This window comes from Streptomyces sp. S4.7 (assembly GCF_010384365.1).
Taxonomy (GTDB): domain Bacteria; phylum Actinomycetota; class Actinomycetes; order Streptomycetales; family Streptomycetaceae; genus Streptomyces.
This window is the reverse complement of sequence record NZ_CP048397.1, coordinates 3,269,279-3,292,595: the sequence shown is the minus strand read 5'-3', so window position 1 is coordinate 3,292,595 and position 23,317 is coordinate 3,269,279. Positions and strand designations below refer to the sequence as shown.

17 protein-coding genes and 1 pseudogene are annotated in these 23,317 nt (G+C 73.4%); 7 read left to right on the top strand and 11 right to left on the bottom strand.

Going from position 1 to position 23,317, the window contains the following annotated elements:
- Window positions 1–9: 9 nt before the first annotated feature.
- The gene (locus SSPS47_RS14360; protein WP_164251483.1) at window positions 10–2,556 is read right to left on the bottom strand and encodes a helicase C-terminal domain-containing protein; all 2,547 of its coding nucleotides are present in this window, start codon (window positions 2,554–2,556) and stop codon (window positions 10–12) included.
- 386 nt (window positions 2,557–2,942) lie between these two features.
- Here SSPS47_RS14360 and SSPS47_RS14355 point away from each other — a divergent pair.
- Window positions 2,943–3,857 (top strand): annotated as a pseudogene (locus tag SSPS47_RS14355) (nitroreductase/quinone reductase family protein); the annotation flags it as partial.
- Window positions 3,858–4,036: 179 nt separating this feature from the next.
- Window positions 4,037–5,164, top strand: coding sequence for a hypothetical protein (locus tag SSPS47_RS14350; protein WP_164251481.1), 1,128 nt, complete (start codon window positions 4,037–4,039; stop codon window positions 5,162–5,164).
- 400 nt (window positions 5,165–5,564) lie between these two features.
- On the opposite strand, the gene SSPS47_RS14345 is transcribed toward SSPS47_RS14350, so the two are convergent.
- Genes SSPS47_RS14345 through SSPS47_RS14335 form a run of 3 tightly spaced genes read right to left on the bottom strand, consistent with a single transcriptional unit; the run spans window position 5,565 to window position 8,568 of the window.
- Entirely contained in the window at window positions 5,565–6,428 is an 864-nt protein-coding gene (locus SSPS47_RS14345; RefSeq protein WP_275405191.1) for an ABC transporter ATP-binding protein, read from the bottom strand.
- Window positions 6,429–6,430: 2 nt separating this feature from the next.
- Window positions 6,431–7,534 carry an iron ABC transporter permease gene (locus SSPS47_RS14340; protein WP_164251479.1) on the bottom strand — a complete coding sequence of 368 codons (1,104 nt, stop codon included), beginning with the start codon at window positions 7,532–7,534 and terminating at the stop codon, window positions 6,431–6,433.
- Complete coding sequence (locus tag SSPS47_RS14335) at window positions 7,531–8,568, bottom strand: iron ABC transporter permease (protein ID WP_147876708.1); 1,038 nt, start codon at window positions 8,566–8,568, stop codon at window positions 7,531–7,533. The genes SSPS47_RS14340 and SSPS47_RS14335 overlap by 4 nt, the downstream gene beginning before the upstream one ends.
- Before the next feature lie 186 nt (window positions 8,569–8,754).
- On the opposite strand from SSPS47_RS14335, the gene SSPS47_RS14330 reads away from it, so the two are divergent.
- Window positions 8,755–9,423, top strand: coding sequence for an HAD family hydrolase (locus SSPS47_RS14330; protein WP_164251478.1), 669 nt, complete (start codon window positions 8,755–8,757; stop codon window positions 9,421–9,423).
- Here SSPS47_RS14330 and SSPS47_RS14325 read toward each other — a convergent pair.
- A complete protein-coding gene (locus SSPS47_RS14325) occupies window positions 9,390–9,626 on the bottom strand; it encodes a hypothetical protein (protein WP_147876805.1) in 237 nt (78 codons plus the stop codon). The genes SSPS47_RS14330 and SSPS47_RS14325 overlap by 34 nt on opposite strands.
- Window positions 9,627–9,863: 237 nt before the next feature.
- On the opposite strand from SSPS47_RS14325, the gene SSPS47_RS35970 reads away from it, so the two are divergent.
- Entirely contained in the window at window positions 9,864–10,247 is a 384-nt protein-coding gene (locus SSPS47_RS35970) for a cold-shock protein (RefSeq protein WP_078076620.1), read from the top strand.
- A gap of 173 nt (window positions 10,248–10,420) precedes the next feature.
- On the opposite strand, the gene SSPS47_RS14315 is transcribed toward SSPS47_RS35970, so the two are convergent.
- From SSPS47_RS14315 to SSPS47_RS14295, 5 genes are all read right to left on the bottom strand, one after another.
- Entirely contained in the window at window positions 10,421–11,449 is a 1,029-nt protein-coding gene (locus SSPS47_RS14315; protein WP_164251477.1) for a questin oxidase family protein, read from the bottom strand.
- Between the two features lie 92 nt (window positions 11,450–11,541).
- Window positions 11,542–12,399 carry a 1,4-dihydroxy-6-naphthoate synthase gene (locus SSPS47_RS14310; protein ID WP_164251476.1) on the bottom strand — a complete coding sequence of 286 codons (858 nt, stop codon included), beginning with the start codon at window positions 12,397–12,399 and terminating at the stop codon, window positions 11,542–11,544.
- The gene (locus SSPS47_RS14305; RefSeq protein ID WP_164251475.1) at window positions 12,396–13,097 is read right to left on the bottom strand and encodes a futalosine hydrolase; all 702 of its coding nucleotides are present in this window, start codon (window positions 13,095–13,097) and stop codon (window positions 12,396–12,398) included. Before SSPS47_RS14305 ends, SSPS47_RS14310 begins: the two co-directional genes overlap by 4 nt.
- A gap of 46 nt (window positions 13,098–13,143) precedes the next feature.
- The gene (locus tag SSPS47_RS14300; protein ID WP_164251474.1) at window positions 13,144–13,635 is read right to left on the bottom strand and encodes a DUF2771 domain-containing protein; all 492 of its coding nucleotides are present in this window, start codon (window positions 13,633–13,635) and stop codon (window positions 13,144–13,146) included.
- A 27-nt stretch (window positions 13,636–13,662) separates the two neighbouring features.
- Window positions 13,663–15,012 carry an MFS transporter gene (locus tag SSPS47_RS14295; RefSeq protein ID WP_147876714.1) on the bottom strand — a complete coding sequence of 450 codons (1,350 nt, stop codon included), beginning with the start codon at window positions 15,010–15,012 and terminating at the stop codon, window positions 13,663–13,665.
- Window positions 15,013–15,430: 418 nt separating this feature from the next.
- Between SSPS47_RS14295 and SSPS47_RS14290 the strand changes: the two genes are divergently transcribed.
- The 3 genes from SSPS47_RS14290 to SSPS47_RS14280 all read left to right on the top strand — a co-directional run bounded on the left by SSPS47_RS14290 (window position 15,431) and on the right by SSPS47_RS14280 (window position 20,661).
- On the top strand, window positions 15,431–16,357 hold the full coding sequence (locus SSPS47_RS14290; protein ID WP_164251473.1) for a DUF3027 domain-containing protein: 927 nt from the start codon (window positions 15,431–15,433) through the stop codon (window positions 16,355–16,357).
- 230 nt (window positions 16,358–16,587) lie between these two features.
- Window positions 16,588–19,692, top strand: coding sequence for a molecular chaperone Hsp90 (locus SSPS47_RS14285; protein ID WP_164251472.1), 3,105 nt, complete (start codon window positions 16,588–16,590; stop codon window positions 19,690–19,692).
- Between the two features lie 114 nt (window positions 19,693–19,806).
- A complete protein-coding gene (locus tag SSPS47_RS14280; RefSeq protein ID WP_164251471.1) occupies window positions 19,807–20,661 on the top strand; it encodes a DUF5707 domain-containing protein in 855 nt (284 codons plus the stop codon).
- Between the two features lie 100 nt (window positions 20,662–20,761).
- Here the strand turns inward: SSPS47_RS14280 and SSPS47_RS14275 are convergent, their stop codons facing one another.
- On the bottom strand, window positions 20,762–23,224 hold the full coding sequence (locus SSPS47_RS14275; RefSeq protein ID WP_164251470.1) for a cation-translocating P-type ATPase: 2,463 nt from the start codon (window positions 23,222–23,224) through the stop codon (window positions 20,762–20,764).
- Window positions 23,225–23,317 lie beyond the last annotated feature (93 nt).

Sequence of the window (23,317 nt, the reverse complement as noted above, 5' to 3'; positions counted from 1 at the left end):
CGCGCGGGGCTACGCCGGGTCGTCCGCCAGTTCCGAGACGCCGGTGATGCGGTGCAGCGGGTAGGTGCGGACCTCGTCCGCCGTGTGGTCGTACGCCGTCACGAAGCCGCCCTCGACCCGCACGGGCGCGATCACCCGCTGGCTCGCCGCGCCCTCCGCGTTCACATAACCGATCCAGAGCGCCGAGCCCGTCAGCGCGGCGGCCTGGACCGTCGCCAGGGTCTCGGCCGACGTGGTGCGGGGCAGGTCCCCGCGTGCCGTCGCCGCGGCCTCGGCCGGTTCGGGGAGCGTCTTGCGTACGACGGTCGCCGCCTGGTCGCCCGCCCGGATCGCCCGTACCGCCGCGCCGAGCAGCGGCGGCGCGGGCACGGGCGGGCCGTCCGGCACGGGGGCAGGCGGCGTACGCGGCGGGGTGCGGTGCGCGTGGGCGCGCGTGACCAGGACGTCGCCGTCGGCGGACTCGGCGGCCGGCGCGAGGCCCATCGTGCGCAGCCCGTCCAGCAGCGTCGTCGGGTCGGCCTGGGCCGCGAGGACGGTGGGCGCCAGCCGGCGCAGCCGCAGGCCCTGGGAGCGCCGGTCGGCCAGGATCTCGTCCAGGACGGCCTCGTCGTCGCAGCGTACGTACGCCGACGCGGCGCCGATCCGCAGATGCCCGTGGCGGCGCGCCATGTCGTCGATGAGATAGCTGAGCGGCTGCGGTACCGGCGTACGGCTGTGGGCGGCCAGGAACGCGTGCAGGTCGGACGCGGACCGCCCGGCGTCGAGGGCGCGGCGTACGGACGCGGGCGTGAAGCGGTAGACGGTGGCGCCGCCGCGTGACTCGATGTCGGCGATCACGGACAGCGTCTCGGCGAGCGGGCGCAGCAGCGGCCCGGGGGCGACGGCGGTGAGGTCGGCCTGGAGGAGGACGTGGTCGAGGGGTTCGGGGAGGTGGGGGGCCAGGGCGTGGGCCGCGTGCAGACCGGCGGCCGGGAGTTCGGCGCCGGTGGCCGCCCGTGCGGCCGGTTTCGGGAACGCGCCCGTCGCCCCGCCCGCCCCGGCGTCCGGGGCGATCAGCGCGCGGCCGTGCGACGAGAGCGCGCCGCGGCCGGTGATGCCCAGCATCTCCGCCTCGTTGAGGGTCCACGCGGCGATGCGCGCGCGCAGGTCCTCGGGCCGGCCGGCCGCCGCGCCGCGCAGCGGGCGCTCCCAGCGCAGCCGGGCGAGCACGCTCTCCGGGTCGGGGGCGGTGCCCTCCGGGAGGCTCGCGAGCAGGTCGAGGACATGGCGCCGTACCTCCGGCGCGGCGCCGCGGTCCAGGTCGGGGCCGAGCGCGGCGAGCGTACGGCCCTTGCTGTCCTGGCCGCCGACGAGGCCCGCGGTGCGGGTGGCGCGGAGCCAGGCCGTGGCCAGTGCGGCCCACCGCTGCGCCGGGGGCAGATCGGGCCACTGGTCGTAGGCGGGCGTCGGCGCGTACCGCTCGTCGGCCTCACCGTCCGCCGCCAACAGCCCGGCCGCGTAGGCGAGTTCGACCCAGAAGGCGGCCACGGGCTCGGTGACGTCCAGGGCGGTGGCGGTGCGCTTGAGGTCGCGTACGGAGAGACCGCCGGCGCGCAGGACGTTCGGGCCGCCCTCGTTCCACTCCTTGGCGAGCTCCTCGATCGTCTCCAGCGCGGTGTACGCCTGTGCCGCCGCCGCGCTGTCCACAACCTGTGGACGGCTGACGGCCGACGAGGCCGCCGACGACGCCGAGGGATGCGGCAGGATCGCCGGCGGCTCCGGCTCGGCGTGGCGGTGCGCGCGGCCCCCGCGCAGATGCAGCGCGGCCTCGCGCGGCAGCACGACGGTGCGCGTGGAGGTCGGCAGCAGCAGCCCGTGGTCGCGCAGCCACTGCACGGGCGGCGCGGGCTTCGAGGTGATCTCGCCGTACGGCGGCCCCCACACCAGTCGGTCGAGGACGGTCAGCGCGTCGGGCGGGGCGGTGTCGAGCAGCGCCGCCATACGGGTGCGGTCGGTGAACAGCGCGGCCAGCGCGGCGACCGCCGAGACCGGGTCGTGCGTGGAGGGCAGACCGGCGGTGCTGATGATCTCCTGGATCCGGCCGGGCGACATCCCTGCCGTGGCCTCGGCGACGGTCGGGCCGAGGCCGGTCGGGGAGGGGTGGCCGGGGGAGGGGGCCAGGATCTCGCGGGCCGTACGGACCAGCCGCAGCCGGTCGTCCGCGCCCCAGATCAGCGCCTGTTCGCGCAGCGCCGCGACGGCGCGCGGCAGGGCCGCCTCGACCCGCGCGTCACCCTCGTCGCCGGTCATCAGGGCGAGCAGGGCCTCGTACGGCGCGGGGTCGGTCGAGGCCGCCAGCGCCTCGGCGGTCTGGAGCGTGAATCGGTCTAGCCGCTCCAGCGCCCGCATCACGGAGGCGCGGGTGCCGGCCCGGGTGGCGAGCTGGCTGAGGTCGTTCGGTACGGGGCTCAGCAGGTCGGGGCGCGTGCGCAGCAGAGCGGCCAGCGCGTCGTCGTCGCGGGTGCGCAGGGCCTCCGCGAGCGTACGCGGGGGCGTTGCGCCGGTTCGTTCGGACACGTGCGCCTCCAGGGGCGGCTAGCTGATTCCCGTCATCCGCCCCACGTTAGCCCCTGCGGGGCGCCTGGCCGGGGTGGTGGCCGTCGGGGGCCGTGCGGCGCGGTGCGGGGAGGGCGTCGTCCGGGGCTTGTTGACAGCCGGCAGGCGGCTGCGTGTAATGGACGCGGTGCCGCGTGGTGCCGGCCGAAGAGCAGTGGGCGGGCCGGTGACCGGGCGAGCACCCTTCATTCAGGGGATCCGCCATGAGCACGAGTACGTACTCCGCGACCCGTACGTGACGTAGCCACGAGCGCGAACAGCGCTGTCGCACGTCGTCTCTCATCCTTCGCAGCCCCCGGCTCTGCCGTGTCCGAAGGCTGCCTCCATCTTCCGGAGAACACACACGCATGCCCACATCGTTCAATGCATCCGTCAATGAGTCCGTCATCGAGGAGTTCCGCGCCAACGAGGGGAAGGTCGGCGGCCCCTTCGAAGGCGGGAACCTGCTCCTGCTGACCACCACCGGCGCGAAGTCCGGAACCGCCAGGACCACTCCCCTCGGGTACGTCCGCCACGGCGGCTCGCTCCTGCTCGTCGCCTCCAACCTCGGCGCCTCCGACGACCCCCACTGGTACCGCAACCTGCTCGCCCACCCCGTGGTCGACGTCGAGATCGGCACCAGCGCCTACCAGGCCCTCGCGGTCCCGGCCGAAGGGGCGAGGCGCGACGAGCTGTTCGCGCACGTCGTACGCGAGGCTCCCGGATACGGCGACTACCAGGCCGCCACCACCCGCACCCTGCCGGTCGTGGTGCTGGAGCCCGCCGTGCCCGACGACGGGAGCCCGCGCGAGGTGCGGACCCTCGCCGACAAGATCCTGGAGGTCCATGACCAACTGCGCCTCCAACCGCGGCTGGTGACCGCCGACATCGACGCGCACTTCGCCGCGCTCGACGCCCACGAGGGTCCCGGCGAGCCGCCGGCGCCGGGTCTCGGGTTGCAGATCCGGCAGCGCTGCCTGGCGTTCTGCCAGGCGCTGGAGTTCCACCACACCGGCGAGGACGGGCACTTGTTCCCCGGGATCGCCCACTACCACCCGCATCTGACCGACGTCTTCGACCGGCTGCGCGCCGAACACCGCACGGTCGCCCGCGTCCAGGAGCGGCTGGTGGCGCTGCTCGCCGACATCGGCGCCGCCGATCCGCCGCGCTTCCGGGCCGAGTTGGCACGGATGACGACGGAGCTGACCGCGCACCTCGACTACGAGGAGGAGATGATCCTTCCCCTCGTCGCGGACGTGCCGTGGCCGCCGGGTCCGCCCGCCTGGGGCCTGTCTTCGAACTGGCGTCGTCCGCCGGCAGGGTGGGAGCCAGACGCCAGTGTGAAGTCAGGACCTGGGGGACAGGCGCGACCCAGGAGCCGCCCGCACGCGCCGTACTGGACGTACGGGGACGAGCGCGACACCATCGGCCCCAGGTACGGCGCGTATGTGCGGAGGGCAGTGTGGGGATCGAGAGCGACCAGCTCGTCTACGACTATCTGAGCAGGGTCGGAGACGTGGCCCAGCAAAGGCAGTTGCCCTCCGGTGACCGGATGAGACTCGTCTCCGAGCTGCGCGGCGAGATCGACAAGCAGCGCGGGAAGTTCGGCGGCGACAGTCCCGCCGCCGTCCGCCGCATCCTGGGGCGGCTCGGTTCGCCGGACCAGGTGGTGGGCGCGGCGGCGCCGGGCGGCACGTTCGCCGACCGGCAGCCGGCGCCGGATCCGTCACCCGATCCCGTTCCAGAACCCCGGTCCGGGCCCAGGCTTCCCAAGCAGCGCGGCAAGCTGGGGCGCGGGCTGGGCCTCGGGCTCGGGCTCGGGCTCGGTGCTTCCGGCGAGGGGCGGGGGCCTGACGGGCCCTCGCTGCCGAAGCAGAAGCGCCGGACCGCACCCGAGACGCCCGCCGAACCCACCGCCTCCCCGCCGCATCTGGCGCCCATGCACGAACTCGGCGAGTCCGGCGGTGAACCGGACTGGTGGCGTGTCGACGCCGGCCCGATGGGCACGGCGACCGGTGTCTCCGGGTTCGTCGGCGGGGTCGAGATCCCCGAGATACTGAAGCCGCCGCCGACGCCCGAGGAACGTGACGAGAAGGCCCGCCTCGCGGCGGAGGCGGAGGCGGAGGCGGCGGCGGACGGGGCCGGCGCGATGGAAGTGGCGCAGACGCCCGAGCGGCGCCGGCTGCTGTCACGACTGCGCCCCCGCGCCAAGAAGCCCGACCCCGCCCCCGCCGCCCCGGGCGCGGGCCCCGGGCTGCGGCTCACCAACCCGTTCCTCCTGCTGGCCGCCGCCCTCCTCGTCGTCGGCGCGGTCCTCGGCTCCTGGCTGGCGCTCGCGGGCGGCTGGGTCCTCGCGTACGCCTCACGCCGGCTGTCCCGCTTCGAGGCGAAGCTGGCGGTCTTCGGTCTGCCGATCGTGGCCGTGGTCGGCGGCGGGATCTGGCTCTGGGGCCGTGCGACGGAACGCTGGGGCGAGCCCATCCCGGAGGGCACGATGGGCGAGGCGCTCTCGGCGACCTGGCCGTTGGTGATCCGGGTGGCGGCGGTCAGCTCGGCACTCTTCCTGGTCTGGCGCTCCCGCCGCCGCTGAGCTGCCGACGGTACCGGGCTGCCGCGCAATCGCGTTGCCGTCGCGGCGCCACCGCCTTGTCGCACGTCCACGGCCGCTGTCGTGCCGACGGGCTCTCGCCGTGTTGCCGGGCTGACCGCCGGTGCCGTCGACGCTTGCCGCGTTGCCGCGCAACCACGCTCCCGCCACCGTGAGGGCTGAGGTGGTGGGCGCCGTCGCTGCGTCTCCGTGGCCGCCGGGTCGCCATGCTCCGCTGTCGGTGACGTGCTTCCGTGCCGCTCCCGGCTCCGCCGGCACACGCCGCGCGCCGACGCGCGCCCGCGCTTCGAAGCGGCTCCCGGTCGTCCTCGATCCGCGACCGCGCCGGGCGGCACGACCCGACCCCGTCCGGCGTCCGGGGGGACGGCGCCGTCGCGCGCGACTACTCCCCGTCCCCCGGCCGGTACGGCGCCCCCGGGACCACCAGCGGTGACCCCGTCACCGGGTCCGGGACCACCACCGATTCGAGGCCGAACACCTCGCGTACCAGCTCCGCCGTGACGACCTCGCCCGGAGCGCCCTCCGCGACGATCCGGCCCTCCTTCATGGCCACCAGGTGATCGGCGTACCGCGCCGCCTGGTTGAGGTCGTGGAGCACGATCACGACCGTGCGGCCCTGGTCGTGGTTGAGGCGGCGCACCAGGTCGAGCACCTCCACCTGGTGGGCGATGTCCAGGAACGTCGTCGGCTCGTCCAGCAGCAGCAGATCCGTCTCCTGCGCCAGCGCCATCGCGATCCACACGCGCTGCCGCTGACCGCCCGACAGTTCGTCGACCGACCGCTCGGCCAGCTCGGTCACGTCCGTACGCCCCATCGCGTCCGTCACGGCCCGCTCGTCCTCCTCCGACCACTGCTGCCACCAGCGCTGATGTGGCTGGCGCCCGCGCGAGACCAGGTCGGCGACGGTGATCGCCTCGGGCGCGGACGGCGACTGCGGCAGCAGACCGATCGACTGCGCGATCCTCCGCGTCGGGATGCTCGCCAGCTCCGCGCCGTCCAGCAGCACCGAACCGCTCTTCGGCCTCAGCAGCCGCCCGAGCGCGCGCAGCGTGGTCGACTTGCCGCAGGCGTTGGGGCCGACGATCACGGTCACCCGCCCGTCGGGGACGGCCAGTTCGAGACCGTGTACGACCGTGCGGTCGTCGTAGGCGAGCGTCAGCTCGTGGGCCGCGAGCCGGCTCACGCCGGTCTCCCGCGCCTCCGTCCGGCCACCGATGCCCGTGCCCGTGCCCGTGCCTGCGCCCATGCTCATGCTCCAGCTCCTGCGGTACGGCTGCGGATGATCAGCCAGATCAGATACGGGGCACCGATCGCGGCCGTGAGCACGCCCACGGGCAGTTCGGTGGGCGCGAACAGCTTGCGCGCGAGGAGGTCGGCGAGTACGACGATCACCGCGCCGAGCAGCGCGGAGCAGAGCAGCGGGATCTGCGCCGTACGCGTCATCCGCCGCGCGATCTGCGGGGCGAGCAGCGCGACGAAGTCCACCGGCCCCGCGGTCCCGGTCGCCACCGACGCCAGCACCACGCCGAGCAGGACGAGCCCGAGCCGTACGTGCCCCAGGCGCACGCCGAGCGCGGTGGCGGTCCCGTCGTCCATCGACACCGTGCGCTGGGCGTACGCCGCCCACGCCACCGCCGGCAGCAGGATCAGCAGCACCCAGCCGAGCGGCGCGGCCTCGTCCCAGCCGCGGCCGTTGAGCGAGCCGGTCATCCACACCTGGGCCTGCTGGGCGACCAGATAGTCGCCCTTCGTCATGAAGAGTGTGGTGAGCGAGCGCAGCGCGATCGCGAAGCCGATGCCGATGAGGACGAAGCGGGTGGCGTGCAGCCCGCCGCGCCAGGCGAAGACGTACACGAGCACGGCGGCCAGCATGCCGCCCGTGACCGAGAGGTAGGGCAGGACGGTGAACGACGTGACGCCGTACGTCATCGCGAAGACCGTCAGCGCGCTCGCGCCCTGCGTGACCCCGATGATGTCCGGGCTGGCGAGCGGGTTGCGGGCGACGGTCTGGATGAGCGCGCCGGAGACACCGAAGGCGGCGCCGACGAGGAGACCGACCACCATGCGCGGCAGCCGCAGCGTGCCGACGACCAGTTCGTCCGGCGACGGCTGTCCGAGGATCACCTTCAGGACCTCGGCGGGGGCGACGAAGCTCTCGCCGACGCCGAGGTAGGCGACGCAGACCAGCGAGAGCAGCACCGCGAGGGCGCAGGCGACGACCGCCGCGCGCCGGTGCACGAGGAACGACACGCGCCGGGTGCCCAGCCGGGTGCGTACGAGTGAGTATCCGGCGGGCCGTACCCCGGCGCCCCTGGTGACCACTTTCCGGTCGGCCGCTGGGGCCGTACTCATGCCGGTACCGCCTTCCTGCGTACGAGAGCGACCAGGAACGGCACACCGAGCAGCGCCGTCATCACGCCCGCCGGCACCTCGCCCGGCGGGAACAGGACACGGCCGAGCACATCGGCCACGAGCAGCATCACCGGCCCGACCAGCGCGGCCATCGGCATCAGCCAGCGGTGGTCGCTGCCGACGATCGCGCGGGCGATGTGCGGGACGGCGAGGCCGACGAAGGCGATCGGCCCGGCCGCGGCGACGCCGACCCCGACGAGTACGGTCGCGCCGACACCGCCCACGACGCGGACGGCTCCGACGTTCTGCCCGAGGCCCTTCGCGACGTCCTCGCCGAGCGCGAGCGCGTCGAGCCCGCGCGCGACGCTCACCACCAGGACCGTGCCGACGAGGAGGAACGGCCAGACCTGGCCGACGAGTTCGGCGTCCCGGCCCGCGACCGACCCCACCTGCCAGAAGCGGAACTCGTCCAGCGCGGCGGCCCGGGTCGTCAGGATGCCCATCGTCACGGAGACCAGGAGCGCGTTGATCGCGGCGCCGCCGAGGGCGAGTTTGACCGGGGTCGCGCCGCCCCTGCCGCGTGAGGCGATCGCGTACACGGCGACCGAGGCGACGGCAGCGCCGGCGAACGCGAACCACACGTATCCGGTCAGCGTGTGCACCCCGGCGAAGGCGATGGCCATGACGACGCCGACCGCCGCGCCCTGGCTGATTCCGAGGATGCCGGGGTCGGCGATGGGGTTGCGGGTGATGCCCTGGAGGACCGTACCGGCGAGCGCGAGCGCGGCGCCGACCATCAGGCCGACGACGGTACGGGGCACCCGCAGTTGCCGTACGACCTCGGCGTCCTCGCCGTGACCCCCGTTGAGCAGCGCGTCGAACACGGCGCCCGGCGCGACGGCGCGGGCCCCGACCGCGAGGCTGAGCAGGACGGCGAGCAGCAGGGCCGCGGCGGCGACCGTCGTCCAGCCGATGCGGCGGGCGACGAGAGCGCGTCTGGTGCGGTGGGTCGTCGGGACGGCGGCGGCTGTCATCGGGACCAATCGGGTGCTGGGCTCCGGGACCACGACGGCGGGGCGTGGCGCGGCGTGGGTCGGCGAGGCATGGCTTGGACGTGGCTGGGCGCGGATTGACGTGGGCGTGGCTTGGTAAGGCTTGGCTAAGTCTAAGCGTCGAGATCAGGCCACCGACCGGCGGAGGGGTCCGGGCACAATGCTCGTATGACTTCGCTCCCGACCCCGCCCCTGTCCGTCGGTCGCGACCGGCCGCCGACGGTCGGCTTCGATCTCGACATGACCCTCATCGACTCCCGGCCCGGCATCCACGCCGCCTACCGCGCTCTCTCGGCCGAGACCGGTGTCCCGATCGACGCCGATCTGGCCGTCACCCGGCTGGGACCGCCGCTCGACGAGGAGTTGGCGCACTGGTTCCCGGCGGACCGCATCGCGGCGATGGGCGACCGGTACCGGGAGATCTATCCCACTCACGCCATCGCGCCGACGCTGCTGATGGCCGGGGCCCGTGAGGCGGTCGCAGCCGTTCGGTCGCTCGGCGGGCGGGTGATCGTGGTGACGGCGAAGCACGAGCCGAACGCGAAGCTGCATCTCGCGCATCTCGGTGTGGAACCGGACGCGGTCGTCGGCCGGCTCTGGGCGGAAGCGAAGGCGGAGGCGCTGCGCGAGCACGGCGCGAGCGTGTACGTGGGCGACCACACGGGCGACGTACGCGGTGCCCGTACGGCGGGCGCGCTCTCGGTCGCGGTGCCGACCGGCCCCTGCGGCGAGGGGGAACTGCGGGCGGCGGGCGCGGACGTCGTGCTGCCGGACCTGCTGGCGTTCCCGGAGTGGCTGCGCGCCTACGTCGCGGAGCCCGCCGCCGACCTGGCCTGACGGCGCTGCGCGGCGATCGACCGCAGGAGGCCGGCGCCGGCGATCACGAAGCCGACGGCCATGAGCATGCACAGCGCGTAGGCGACGGTCGGGAACGGGTCCGTCCCGAGGAACAGTGGGGCCACGGTGACCAGTGTGGCGACCGCGCCGACGATGAAGACGATCGCGCCGATCCGCACCAGCCGGTCGCCGGGACCGGCCACTTGGGCGGCGGGTTCGGACGCGGCGTCGGGTGCGGATTCCGTCGAGGGCGATGAAGGAGTAGCGGTCACTCCACCAGGGTAGTTCCATGCGGACAGGAACCAACCGGCGACGTCTTGTCACCAGCCCCTGGACCATTAGCCTTGGGGATTGGCGGGTCGTCCGACCCGCTGTAGTGCTATCCAGAGCCGTTTCTGTGCGCGCCAGCGCCCCCAACACATATGAGGACGAGGACAGACGTGCCTACCGGCCAGGTCAAGTGGTTCAACCGCGAGAAGGGCTTCGGCTTTCTCTCCCGTGACGACGGCGGCGACGTCTTCGTCCACTCATCGGTCCTCCCTGCCGGAGTCGACGCACTGAAGCCGGGCCAGCGCGTCGAGTTCGGCGTCGTCGCGGGCCAACGTGGTGACCAGGCCCTCTCGGTCACGGTCCTCGACCCGGCCCCGTCGGTGGCGGCGGCCCAGCGCCGCAAGCCCGACGAACTCGCCTCGATCGTCCAGGACCTGACGACGCTCCTGGAGAGCATCACGCCCGTGCTGGAGCGCGGCAGATACCCGGACAAGTCGCAGGGTGCGAACATCGCGGGCCTGCTGCGCGCGGTGGCGGACCAACTCGACGTATAGCCCCACCCGCCGAACCCCACCGAACCCCGCCGGGCTCACCGGCCCTGTGGCCTGACACGTGAGTCCGGCTCCCTCCCCCCGCCTGCTCCCGCCCGCGTCCCGGCCGTGTCACGCGACCTCGGGGCCGCAGCGCATGCCGATGTACACCTCCAGCTGCTGCCAAGGCCGCATCCTCAGTAGATCAGCGGTTCGCTCAGGTCGATCGCGCGCAGTGCCGCCGTCAGTGCCCGTTCGTCGCCCACGTCCAGCGCCGTGTCGGCGAACTTGATGACGTGCTCGTCGCCGTGGGCCAGGGCCCGTTCGAGGACCTCCTCGGGCGTCACGGCCGGGGCTGGGGTGTACGGGGCCGGGGCGGGTGGGGCGTACATCGAGGTCACCGCCGCGGAGGCCGTCCAGGCCGCGTGCAGGCTCGGGACCCACAGGGCGCGGGGCAGGGCGGGCAGGGTGCGGAGTACGGCGTTGGGGGCCGTTGCCGCGTGGACCAGCATCGTCTCGTCGCCGTGGCCGTGGGTGGCGTAGCGGTGGGTCGCCGCGGCCACCAGGGCCGTCAGCCGGTCCCGTGCCTCGTCCGGGTCGGTGACGTCCGCCGACCAGACCGGCAGGCGGTCGACCCGGGCGAGCCTGTCCCGGAAGCCGCCCTGGAAGTCGCTGATCGCGGGGACGGCCTCCAGCGCGCCGTCGGCGTCCGGGGCACCGGGGAGTGGGGCGACGCCGGGGACCGTGTGGTGCCGGGCGGCCCAGTAGCCGAGTCCGTGGGCGAGTTCGGTGAGGCGCGGCCCGTTCTCCCCGCTCCGGGTGATGACGCGTACGGCGTGGCCGACCCGGATCACCGGGTGGGTGGACCCGCCGTACAGTCCCGGCAGCAGCCGGGCCCACCACTGGGCGAGCACGTCACGCCAGGGCCGTTCCCCGGTCGCCCGCAGGAAGTAGCCGATCCAGTCCGCTCCCCGGCGCGTATCGCCCAGCGCCTCCCGCCAGTTGGCGTCGGTCACGGGGGACACGGGGGTGGGGAAGTCGTCGAGCCTGGCCTGGTAGGCGTCCAGCCAGCGGTGCACGGCCGCCGACTGCCCGTGCGTGGCGAGCGCCTCGACCACCATGGGGGCGTGGTTGGTCAGGCGCCACTCGTAGATCTCGGGACCGGAGGCGTGCAGCCGCCCCAGGGCCTCTTCCAGGACACCGCTCGTGTTCACGTCGTTGGTCATGGGTGTGACGCTAGGACGGGGTCCGGCGGTCGCGTATCGGCCGCACGGACCAGGCCCGTACACCCGGGTCCTAGGACCGAGGTCCCGGCTGGTCAGCCGAAGGCCAGCGCCTCCGGGGGGAGCGGTGGAACCAGGCCCTCCGCCGACGCGCGGGTGAGGAGCCCCCGGACCGCCGCGTAGCCGTCCGGGCCGAGGTCGGCGGTGAACTCGTTCACGTACAGGCCGATGTGCTGCTCCGCGACCGCCGGGTCCATCTCCTGCGCGTGGGCGCGGACGTACGGGCGGGACGCCTCCGGGTCGTCCCACGCCATGCGGACCGACGTACGCGCCGAGTCCGCCAGCAGCTGGAGCGTGTTTGAACCCAGGTTCCGCTTCGCGATGATCGCGCCCAGCGGGATCGGCAGGCCCGTCGTGGACTCCCAGTGCTCGCCCATGTCGGCGAGCCGGTGCAGCCCGTAGTCCCGGTAGGTGAAGCGCGCCTCGTGGATGACGAGCCCCGCGTCGACCTTGCCGTCGCGCACCGCGGGCATGATCTCGTGGAAGGGCATGACCACGATCCGGCCCACCCCGCCCGGCACGACCTCAGCCGCCCACAGCCGGAACAGCAGGTAGGCGGTGGACCGTTCGGACGGTACGGCGACGGTCGCGCCCGTCAGATCGGAGGCCGGCTCGCGGGTCAGGACCAGCGGACCGTTGCCGCGGCCGAGCGCGCCGCCGCACGGCAGCAGCGTGTACTCGTCGAGGACCCACGGCAGCACGGCGTACGACACCTTCAGCACGTCCAGCTCGCCGCGCTCCGCCATGCCGTTGGTGATGTCGATGTCCGCGAACGTCACGTCCAGCTCGGGCGCGCCGGGCACCCGGCCGTGCGCCCACGCGTCGAAGACGAACGTGTCGTTGGGGCAGGGCGAGTAGGCGATGCGCAGGGGCTTGGCGGCGGCATGACTCATGGCGACTCCTCGAAGACGGGGCTGAGTTGCTGGAAGGCGTACCGCAACGCGTCCAGTGCCGGGCCGATGCGCCACGCCGAACGGTCGCGCGGGCCGACGGCGTTGGAGACCGCGCGGATCTCGATCACCGGCAGGGCGTACGCGGCGGCGGCCTCCGCGACACCGAACCCCTCCATCGCCTCGGCGGCGGCGCGCGGGTGACGCGCGATCAGTTCACCGGTGCGGGCGGCCGATCCGGTCACGGTGGAGACGGTGAGCACCGGCGCGTGGACGGCGTCCAGCAGGTGCGCGATCCGGGCGGCCACCTCCGGGGGCGGGAGGTGGACGGTGCGGCCGAAGCCGAGTTCGTCCACCGGCAGGAAACCCTCGGGCGTCTCGGCGCCCAGGTCGGCGGCGACGATCGCGTCGGCCACCACCAACGAGCCGAGGGGGGCGAGCGGTTGGAACCCGCCGCCGATACCGGTGGAGACCACGAGGTCGTACGGGGTGGCGGAGGCCGAGGCGGCCAGCGCCGTCGCCGTACCGGCCGCCGCCGCGGCGGGACCGACCCCGGCCGCCAGCACATCGGCGCTCGGGCGGGCGCGCAGGACGTAACCGCCCGGCAGGGCGCGCTCGGTGGCCGCCGTACCGGATCCGCCCAGTCCGGCGGAGACCGCGTCGGCCTCGGCCGGCACGGCCGTCACGACGAGTACGCGCACGCACGCCCCTCCCTCGCCGGGTTGCGGTCCGGCCGGAACTCCGGGATCAGGACTTCTTCTTCAGCTCGAAGTTCCAGACACCGGTGACCGCCTTCTCCTTCTCGCTCGTCTCCACGATCCCGAGATCGACGGACTTGATCAGCTCGCCCGTCTGCGAGGCGAAGAACGAACTCGCCTGGATGGTGCGGTACGTGTCCTTGTTCGGCTCCGGCTCCACACGTTGGCCGTCGATGTAGAAGGTCCAGCCGTTGTCCGCGATCGCCGGGTCGACGCCGAAGTGGATCCGGTCGTCGAGGGAGACCGGGATCGTCTTGCGCCCGGACGTGTCGTTGAGGCACTTCGCCAGCACGGACTGCTCACCCAGCGACTCGCCGTGGTTGTAGCAGGCCGCCTCGGAGTGCACGGAGTCCGTGCCCACCGTCACCGTCGCGACCGGCGTCGGCTTGTCGCAGGCCGAGAGGACGAGCAGGCCCGCGGAGACGGCGCCGAGCGCGACACCGGTCCGGCGGGCCCTGGCAGAGATAAACGCAACGGTCATGGGCGGAAGGCTATCGCCCGGCCGGTCTCATCCGACGCGCGGGTGCGGCGCGCCGTGCCTGGCCGCGCCGAGCAGCCCCCGTACGGAGAACAGCGCCCCGGTCGCGACCAGAGCGGCGGCGACCGACATGCCGAGCACGCCGTTGAGCGGCAGCGCGATACCGATCGCGCCGCCCACCACCCAGGACATCTGGAGCAGCGTCTCGGCGCGCGCGAAGGCGGACGTACGGACCTCCTCCGGGACGTCCCGCTGGATGCACGCGTCCAGCGACAGCTTCGACAGCGCCTGGGTGAAACCGGCCGTGGTGGCGAGCACCGCGATCGTCAGGCCGCCGAAGAACACCGCGGCGAAGATCGCCGCCGTGAGCGCGAGACCCAGCACGGTGGCGATGATCAGCTCGGGCGCGCGGGCCTTGAGCCAGGCGCCCACCGCCGTACCGATCGCGTTGCCCGTACCGGCGCAGACGCCAACGATGGCCAGCGAGACGGCGGCGCTCTGTCCCGCCAGCGGATGCTGGCGCAGCAGGAACGCCAGGAAGAAGATCAGGAAGCCGGAGAGCGCGCGGTGCGACGCGTTCGCCTGGAGGCCGTTGAAGACGGAGGGGCCGACCGTACGCAGACTCGGCCGCTTCTTGCTCCCGCGCGCCACCAGCTGCATCTTGCGCTCGCCCTTGGCCGAGTCCACCTTCGGCGGCATCGTGAACGCCAGGAACGTGCCCGCGACGAAGATGACGAACGCCCCGTACAGCGGCCACTGCGGCCCGATCTGATGGAGTCCGGCCCCGATCGGGGCCGCCGCACCCGTCGCGAGCAGCCCCGCGAGCGTCACCCGGGAATTGGCCCGGACCAGGGGAAACTTCGGTGGCAGCAGCCGTGGCACGACGGCGCTGCGGACGACCCCGTACGCCTTCGAGGCGACGAGCACGCCGAGCGCGGCCGGATACAGCTCGAGGCCGCCCGTCGCCACCGCGCCCGACATCGTCAGCGCGAGCAGCGCCCTGGTCAGCATGGCGCCGGCCATCGCGGCCCGGCGGCCGTGCGGCAGGCGGTCGAGGAGGGGGCCGATCACCGGGGCCAGGAGTGTGAAGGGGGCCATGGTGACGGCGAGGTAGAGCGCGACGCGGCCACGGGCCTCGTCGGTCGGTACGGAGAAGAAGACCGTCGACGCGAGGGCGACGGTGATCATGACGTCACCCGCGCCGTTCACGGCGTGCAGCTCGATCAGTCTGCCGAGGCCGGACTCGCCCGCGCCGTGCGCGTGCGTGGCCTTGCGGATGCCCTTGGCCGTGCCGGTGAACGGCAGGTGCAGGGCACGCCCGACCGACCGGCCCGCTCTGCGGAACGGACCGGGCCTCTCGGACGACCTGACGGCTGCCACCCCGTCATACTGCCCCCACTTCGGGTGAGGGAACGCCCACGACGTCGCTGACGCGCGGACTTCGGCTCTTCTTCTCATTACTTTGCCGAGATTTCACGGCCGCTCGGACACCCGCTCCACCGCTGTCTTCCGGCCCTTTCCCGGGCTGTCGCACCGCCTCCGGGCTGCCCGAACTCCGGGAAAGGGGGCGTGCAGGTGGGCGGCGGGCGGTGGAGGGGGTAGCGTGCGTAGCGCGCCACCGGCGGTTGTTCTCGGCCGCGCGCCTCTTCGTCATCCCGCAGAATGGTTGACGGTAGGTGTGCCCGAGAGGCCTCGGGCGTGGACGTCGATGCGGCCCTCTGGTCCGCTCCGCCCTCGGCCCGTGCATCGCGACTCGGCCGGCGCACCCGTGAAACGGCGTAGGAGAGAAGCGAGACCTGTGAGTGCTGCGACGACTCGAAGCCGAACCCCCGACCGCCTGTGCGCCGAGGCGGTAGACCTCGCGAGGGCGGCAGCCGAGGAGGCTGCCGCGCCCGGTGTCGTCGGCGAGCATGTGTCGGCGGTGTCCGAGGGTGACCGCGTCGTCACCCATCTCTTCGAATGCAAGGAGATGGGCTACCGGGGCTGGCGCTGGGCGGTGACCGTGGCCCGCGCGTCCCGCTCCAAGCTCGTCACCCTTGACGAAACGGTGCTGCTGCCCGGCCCCGACTCCCTCCAGGCCCCCGAATGGGTGCCGTGGAGCGACCGGCTGCGCCCCGGCGACATGGGCCCCGGCGATCTGCTGCCGACCGAGGCGGAGGATCTGCGCCTGGAGCCCGGCTACAGCGGCGAGGACGTGCCCCCGCCGAACTCCGTCCTGCGCGAGGGCGTCACTCCGCAGGCGCTGGCCGACCTGGTCGAGGCGGAGGACGCCGAGGAGACCGACCGCGAGGGCGCGACGGGCGACGCCGCGACGGCGACCACCGGCCGCGGCACCATTTCGGCCCTTGCCGAGGAGCTCGGCATGCGCCGGGCCAGGGTGCTGTCCCGGTACGGGCTGCACATCGCGGCGGACCGCTGGGACGAGGCGTTCGGCGCGAAGACCCCCATGGCACAGGCGGCGCCCGCGCCCTGTGTGTCCTGCGGCTTCCTGCTGCCGCTCGCGGGCTCGCTGCGGCAGGCGTTCGGCGTCTGCGCGAACGAGTTCTCGCCGGCGGACGGACGGGTGGTGTCCCTGGCGTACGGCTGCGGCGGCCACTCCGAGGCGGCCGTGATGCCCACGCCCCCGCGTCCGGCACCGCACGTGCTGGACGAGCTGGGAGCGGACGCGTTCGAACTGGAGCCCCCGACGAGGAACGGCACCCCGGAGAGTCCGGACAGCGCCTGACCGGCCGCGGGCCCGACCGGCCCGACGGCTTGTGCCCGTGACCGGCCGTGCCGGGCGACCGGTTCGTCCTCCGCGGCCGGACGGGCCACGTTTCTGCCCTCCGTCGCCGGACAGGCTCGGCAAGGCCGGCGATCGCGGCACCGCTCTGCGTACCGACTTCTCCGCGCGGTACCTTCGGGCCGCACACTTACCGATACGGGACCGGTACGCGGACAGAGTGGAGTCACAGGGTGAGCGTCACGACGACCGAGGGGGTCGACCCGTTCGGGACGGCTCGGCTGCGGCGTGCGGTACTGGCCTCCTGGGGGGCGGGTCCCGCCCGCTTCCGGGAGGACGCCAACGCCGAGGAGGACCTCGCGCTCGGCGGCTACCGTGACCGCCTGATCGTCGAGTTGGCGCAGAACGCCGCCGACGCGGCCGCCCGCGCCGGCGCCCCCGGCCGGCTCCGGCTCACCCTGCGGCCCGCCACGGCCGAAGGGCCCGCCGTACTCGTGGCCGCCAACACCGGCGCGCCCCTCGACGCGACCGGTGTCGAATCGCTCAGCACACTGCGCGCCTCCGCCAAGCGTGAGGGGCACGAGTCCGCCGTGGGGCGGTTCGGTGTCGGTTTCGCCGCCGTCATCGCCGTCAGCGACGAACCGGCCGTCGTCGGCCGGCACGGCGGCGTCCGCTGGTCGCTCGCCGAGGCGCGCGGGCTGGCCCAGGAGGCCGCCCGGACGAGCCCCGGGCTCGGCGACGAGCTGCGCCGCCGCGACGGGCACGTGCCGCTGCTGCGGCTGCCGCTGCCCGCCGAGGGCAGCGCGCCGGAGGGTTACGACACCGTGGTCATCCTCCCCCTGCGGGACGGGACCGCGCTCGACCTGGTGGAGCGGCTGCTCGCCGCGATCGACGACGCGCTGCTGCTGACCCTGCCGGGCCTCGCCGAGATCGTGGTCGAGACCCCGGACGGCGAGCGGGTGCTCAGGCGCGCCGAGCACGGCCCGTACGTGCACGTCGAGGACAGCGCCGCGGACGCCGTACGGCGCTGGCGGGTCGTCAGTCACCACGGCGCCACCGCGCCCGACCTGCTCGAAGGCCGCCCCGTCGAGGAACGCCTGCGCCCCCACTGGGCGGTCACCTGGGCCGTACCCGTGGACGACGAGGGCGCCCCGGTCCGGCCCCGTACCGCACCCGTCGTGCACGCCCCGACGCCGACCGACGAACCTCTCGGCGTCCCCGCGCTGTTGATCGCCTCGCTGCCGCTGGACACCACCAGGCGCCACCCCGCGCCCGGTCCGCTGACCGACTTCCTCGTGGAGCGCGCCGCCGACGCCTACGCCGAACTGCTCGGCGACTGGCAGCCGGTGTCCACCGGCACGATCGACCTGGTACCGGGACCGCTCGGCAAGGGCGAGCTGGACGGCGTCCTGCGGGCCGCGGTCCTCAAGCGGCTGCCGCGTGTCGCCTTTCTCGAACCGGCCGCCCCCAGCGAGGAGTTGACCGCGCTGCGGCCCTTCGAGGCGGAGGTCGTGGAGGGCGCGGGCGCCGACACCGTACGCGTACTGGCCGAAGTGCTGCCCACATTGCTGCCCGCCGGACTCGAACGGCGCACGGAGCTGCGGTCCCTGGCCGTGGGCCGGCTGCCCCTCGGCGACGCGATCGAGCGCATCGGCGGCGCCGAGCGGCCTCCCGAGTGGTGGCGGCGGCTGTACGAGTCGCTGGCCGGCGTCGACCCGGACCGGCTGTCCGGACTGCCGGTGCCGCTCGCCAGTGGCCGTACGGCGGTCGGGCCCCGGCGGGTCCTGCTGCCGCTCGCCGACACGCCGTCCGACCTGGCCAGGCTCGGCCTGAGGGTGGCGCACCCCGACGCCGCCCACCCGCTGCTGGAGAAGCTGGGCGCCCTCCCCGCGTCGCCGCGCGCCGTGCTGACCACCCCGGAGGTGCGCGCGGCGGTCGCCGCCTCGCTGGACTCCGCCGAGGTGTGGGACGAGGAACAGGGCCTGGACGCCGAGGAGTTGGCCGAGACGGTCCTCGCCCTGGTGCGGGACGCGGATCTGGAGGCCGGCGACGAGCCGTGGCTGGCCGCGCTCGCTCTGCCCGACGAGGACGGCGAACTGGCTCCCGCCGGTGAACTCGTCCTGCCCGGCAGCCCGTTCGCCGCCGTCATGCGCGAGGACGAACTCGCCCTGTGCGACGCCGACCTGGCCGAGCGCTGGGGCGAACAGCCGCTCGCCGCCTGCGGGGTGCTGGCCGACTTCATCCTCGTACGCGCCACCGATGTCGTCCTGGACCCCGACGAACTGGAGCCGCGCGACGGCGACTTCGCCGAACCCGACGACGCCGGTCTCCTCGACGCCGTCGACGTGTGGTGCGAGGACGTCCTGGACCGGCTGCCCGAGACACCCGTGCCGCCCGTCGCCACCGAGATCGTGGCCGTACGCGACCTGGACCTCGTGGACGACGACGCCTGGCCGCAGGCGCTGGCCCTGCTGGCGCGGCCCCCGCTGAGGGACGCGCTGACCGCGCCCGTACGGGTCCTGCTGCCCGACGGCACCACCGAGAGCGTGCGCTCGTACACCGCCTGGTGGCTGCGCGACCACCCGGTGCTCGACGGGCGTCGCCCGGCCGGTCTGCGCGCGGCCGGCGGCGATCCGCTGCTTGCCGGGCTGTACGACTCCGTGGACGCGTCCGGCTTCGAGGACGCGCAGGTGCTGCGCGCCCTGGGTGTACGGACGTCGGTGGCCGCGCTGCTGGACGAGCCGGGCGGCGCGGCCGAGCTGCTGACCCGGCTGGCCGATCCGGGCCGTAAGGTGACGGCCCGTCAGCTGCACGCCCTCTACACGGCGATCGCGGAACTCGACCCCGAGCAGGTCACCCTGCCCGACGAGTTGCGCGCGGTCGTGGACGGCGAGGTGCGGATCGTGGACGCGGCGGACGCCGTGATCGCGGACGCGCCCGACCTGCTGCCGCTGAGCGCCGGACTGCCGCTGCTGCCGGTCGCCCCGGCGCGCACCGCAGACCTCGCGGAGCTGCTCCAGGTCGGTCGGCTGGGCGAGAGCGTCACGGCGGAGGTGGCGACACAGGGCGAGGAGTACGAGGTCCCGGAGTCCGTCCACGTACTGCTCGGCGCGGGCACGCCCGCCACCTACGTCGAGCACGAGCGGCTGCTCGCGGGCGGCGTGGAGCTGGACTGGCGCCGCACACCGGACGGCACGGTCCACGCGGCCACGGTGGAGGGTGTCGCCGCCGGGCTGGCGTGGGCGGCGGGGCAGTGGCCGCGCCGCTTCGAGGTGGCCGCGCTGCTGGAGGACGCGTCGCGCACGGAGGAACTGGCGCGGGACCGCTGGTTCGACTGAAGTCACGGCAAGAGGTGCGATCTTCACGAAAGTCGCACGTTGTGCACAACCATTACCTCCTGACCCTCGTCTGTACGGGTGAGCCAACAGGCTCACTGACACATGGGGAAATGCATGCGAATCCGCGCCACTGTTGCCGTCGCGACCGGTGCCCTGGCTCTGTCAGCCCTCGCTGTGCCGGCCACCCAGGCCGCGCCCGCGGGGACACGTCCCGGCGTGCCGTCCTACGGCTCCGCCACCCACGAGGGCTCCGCCGCCGCGCCGAAGGGCAACGCCCGGGCGGCTGCCGAGGCCCCGGTCATCAACAAGGCCGTGGTCAACGGCGGCAAGCCCATCGTCGTCGGCACCACCGCCGTCAAGAAGGTCTCCGTCTCGATCACCGCGTCCCACCCGTCCGGCATCGCCGACGCCGACGCGATCATCTGGATCGGCTCCAGCCTCGACGACCCGGATTCCTTCGGTTTCGGAGCGCCCGGAGCGTTCAAGTGCACGGCCGCGAGTGCCACCACCTCGACGTGCACCCAGACCATCGAGGTCGACCCGCTGTGGCTCATCAACAGCGACTCCAAGACCTGGAACGTCGGTGTCTGGGCACTGTCCAACGACACCTACAGCGTCCAGAACGACAAGTTCGCCAAGACGAACCTCCAGCGCCTGTCCAAGATCACCGTCAACGCCGCGCCGGAGCCGGTGAAGAAGGGCGGCACGATCACGGTCACGGGCAAGCTCTCCCGCGCCAACTGGGAGACGGGCACCTACAAGGGCTACGCGACCCAGTCGGTGCAGCTCCAGTTCCGTAAGAAGACCAGCACCACCTACAGCACGGTCAAGACGGTCAAGACCTCCAGCACCGGCACGCTAAGGACCACCACCAAGGCCACGGTGGACGGCTACTGGCGCTGGAACTTCGCCGGCACGTCCACGACCCCGGCGGTCATCCCGGCCGGCGACTTCGTCGACGTGAAGTGACGTAACAACCCCGGCGGGCAGCGGCCCGGGCAGGCACCACGAAGGGCCCCGCGCACCCGGCGCGGGGCCCTTCGCCGTACCGTCTCCCGGCCGGCCGTGCCTACACCGGGTACTTCCGGTCCACCACCCGCCACGCCACTTCCAGCAGCACCCCGCCCACGGCCGCGATCGCCACCGCCGTCCAGGGCATCGTCGTGCCCACCAGTTTCAGCGCGAAGAAGTGCTGGAGCGCGGGGACGACCAGCACCACCACGAAGCAGAATCCCATCGCCAGCACCAGCCCCACCCGCCACCAGGTGTACGGGCGGGCGATGATCGCCAGGACCCACATCGAGACCAGGAACAGCGTCAGTGTCGCCGCGCTCGTCTCGGCGGGCAGGGCGCCCGAACCGCTGTAGTGCGAGCGGGCCAGCGAGTACGTCGTGAACGTGGCGGCGGCGGCGACGATGCCGCTGGGGATCGAGTAGCGCATCACCCTGCGTACGAAGTTCGGTCTGGCGCGCTCCTTGTTCGGCGCCAGGGCCAGGAAGAACGCCGGGACGCCGATCGTGAGCGTGGAGATCAGCGTCAGATGCCGGGGCAGGAACGGATACTCCACCTGCGTGCACACCACGAGGATGGCCAGCAGCACCGAGTAGACCGTCTTCGTCAGGAACAGCGTGGCGACGCGGGTGATGTTGCCGATGACGCGGCGCCCCTCGGCCACCACCGAGGGCAGCGTCGCGAAGCTGTTGTTCAGGAGCACGATCTGGGCGACCGCCCGCGTCGCCTCCGACCCCGATCCCATCGCGACGCCGATGTCGGCGTCCTTCAGGGCGAGGACGTCGTTCACACCGTCACCGGTCATCGCGACCGTGTGGCCGTTCGACTGAAGCGCGCCCACCATCTCCCGCTTCTGCTGCGGGCTGACCCGGCCGAAGACCGTGCCCGAGTCGAGCGCCTTCGCCATCTCGTCGCGCTCGGCGGGCAGTTGGCGGGCGTCCACCGTGCGCTCCGCGCCCGGCAGCCCGAGCTTCGCGGCCACCGCGCCGACCGAGACCGCGTTGTCGCCGGAGATCACCTTCGCCGCGACGTCCTGATCGGCGAAGTACGTGAGGGTCTCGGCGGCGTCGGGGCGCAGCCGCTGCTCCAGCACGACCAGGGCCGTCGGCTCGGCGCCGGCCGTCACGCCGGGCGCGTCCAGCGGTCCGGTGCCGTCGACACGGGCCAGCAGGAGCACCCGCAGGCCCTGCTCGTTGAGGGAGTCGATCTCCGCGAGCGTCGGATCACCGGCGGGCAGCAGGACGTCGGGCGCGCCCAGGAGCCAGCTCGTGGGCCCGTCCAGGCCGTCCCCCTTGAACGTGGCGCCGCTGTACTTGCGGGCCGACGAGAACGGCAGCGCCGCCGAGGCGCGCCACCCCGAGTGGTCCGGGTAGGCGTCGATGATCGCCTGGAGGCTGGCGTTGGGCCGGGGGTCGGAGGCACCGAGCGCGCCGAGCACCGTGCGTACGTACGCCTCGTCCGCGCCGCCCAGCGGGCGCAGTTCGGCGATGTCCATGCCGCCCTCGGTGAGCGTGCCGGTCTTGTCGAGGCAGACGACGTCGACGCGGGCCAGGCCCTCGATCGCAGGCAACTCCTGGACGAGGCACTGCTTGCGGCCGAGCCGGATGACGCCGATCGCGAAAGCGACCGAGGTCAGCAGGACCAGGCCCTCCGGGATCATCGGGACGATGCCGCCGATGGTCCGGGCGACGGAGTCCTTGAAGGCGTTCTCCTTCACGACGAGCTGACTGATGATCAGCCCGATCGCGGTCGGGACCATCATCCAGGTCACGTACTTGAGTATCGTGCTGATGCCGCTGCGCAGTTCGGACTGGACGAGCGTGAAGCGCGACGCCTCCTCGGCGAGTTGGGCCGCGTACGCCTCCCGTCCCACCTTCGTCGCCCGGAACGCGCCGCCGCCCGCGACCACGAAGCTGCCCGACATCACCGTGTCGCCGGGGCGCTTGAGCACCGGGTCGGCCTCACCGGTGAGCAGTGACTCGTCGACCTCCAGATTGTCGGCCTCGACGATCTCGCCGTCCACGACGACCTTGTCACCGGGGCCCAGCTCGACGACGTCGCCGAGGACGATCTCGGAGGTGGAGATCCCGGCCGGGACGCCGTCACGCCGTACGACCGGCTTGGCCTCGCCGATGACGGCCAGACCGTCGAGCGTCCTCTTGGCGCGCAGCTCCTGGATGATGCCGATGCCGGTGTTCGCGATGATGACGAAGCCGAAGAGGCTGTCCTGGATCGGCGCGACGAACAGCACGATCACCCAGAGCACACCGATGAGCGCGTTGAAGCGGGTGAAGACGTTGGCGCGGACGATCTCGGCGGTCGAGCGGCTGCTGCGTACGGGTACGTCGTTGACCTCGCCCCGCGCGACCCGTTCGGCGACCTCCGCGGCGGTCAGCCCCGTGGCGCGGCCGGCCGGTGCGGGCAGTTCCCTCGGGTGGACGGGGTCGAGTTCCGCGCCCGCGTCAATTGAGGGGCCGCGTGGCTCGCCGCCGCCGGTGTCGATCTTCGCCCGCTGAGTCATGGGGTTGACGTTACGGCCGCGCGGGGGCGTTTACCCGCCGGGGGGCCCGAAGATCCGACCGAGGTACGAGAGGTACGGCCACTAGTCGTCCCA

Coding starts and splice junctions, on each gene's coding strand:
- SSPS47_RS14300 (WP_164251474.1), bottom strand. CDS start 13,635: ATGACCGTTGCGTTTATCTCTGCCAGGGCCCGCCGGACCGGTGTCGCG.
- SSPS47_RS14280 (WP_164251471.1), top strand. CDS start 19,807: ATGCGAATCCGCGCCACTGTTGCCGTCGCGACCGGTGCCCTGGCTCTG.
- SSPS47_RS14335 (WP_147876708.1), bottom strand. CDS start 8,568: ATGACAGCCGCCGCCGTCCCGACGACCCACCGCACCAGACGCGCTCTC.
- SSPS47_RS14315 (WP_164251477.1), bottom strand. CDS start 11,449: ATGACCAACGACGTGAACACGAGCGGTGTCCTGGAAGAGGCCCTGGGG.
- SSPS47_RS14275 (WP_164251470.1), bottom strand. CDS start 23,224: ATGACTCAGCGGGCGAAGATCGACACCGGCGGCGGCGAGCCACGCGGC.
- SSPS47_RS14345 (WP_275405191.1), bottom strand. CDS start 6,428: ATGGGCGCAGGCACGGGCACGGGCACGGGCATCGGTGGCCGGACGGAG.
- SSPS47_RS14310 (WP_164251476.1), bottom strand. CDS start 12,399: ATGAGTCATGCCGCCGCCAAGCCCCTGCGCATCGCCTACTCGCCCTGC.
- SSPS47_RS14330 (WP_164251478.1), top strand. CDS start 8,755: ATGACTTCGCTCCCGACCCCGCCCCTGTCCGTCGGTCGCGACCGGCCG.
- SSPS47_RS14340 (WP_164251479.1), bottom strand. CDS start 7,534: ATGAGTACGGCCCCAGCGGCCGACCGGAAAGTGGTCACCAGGGGCGCC.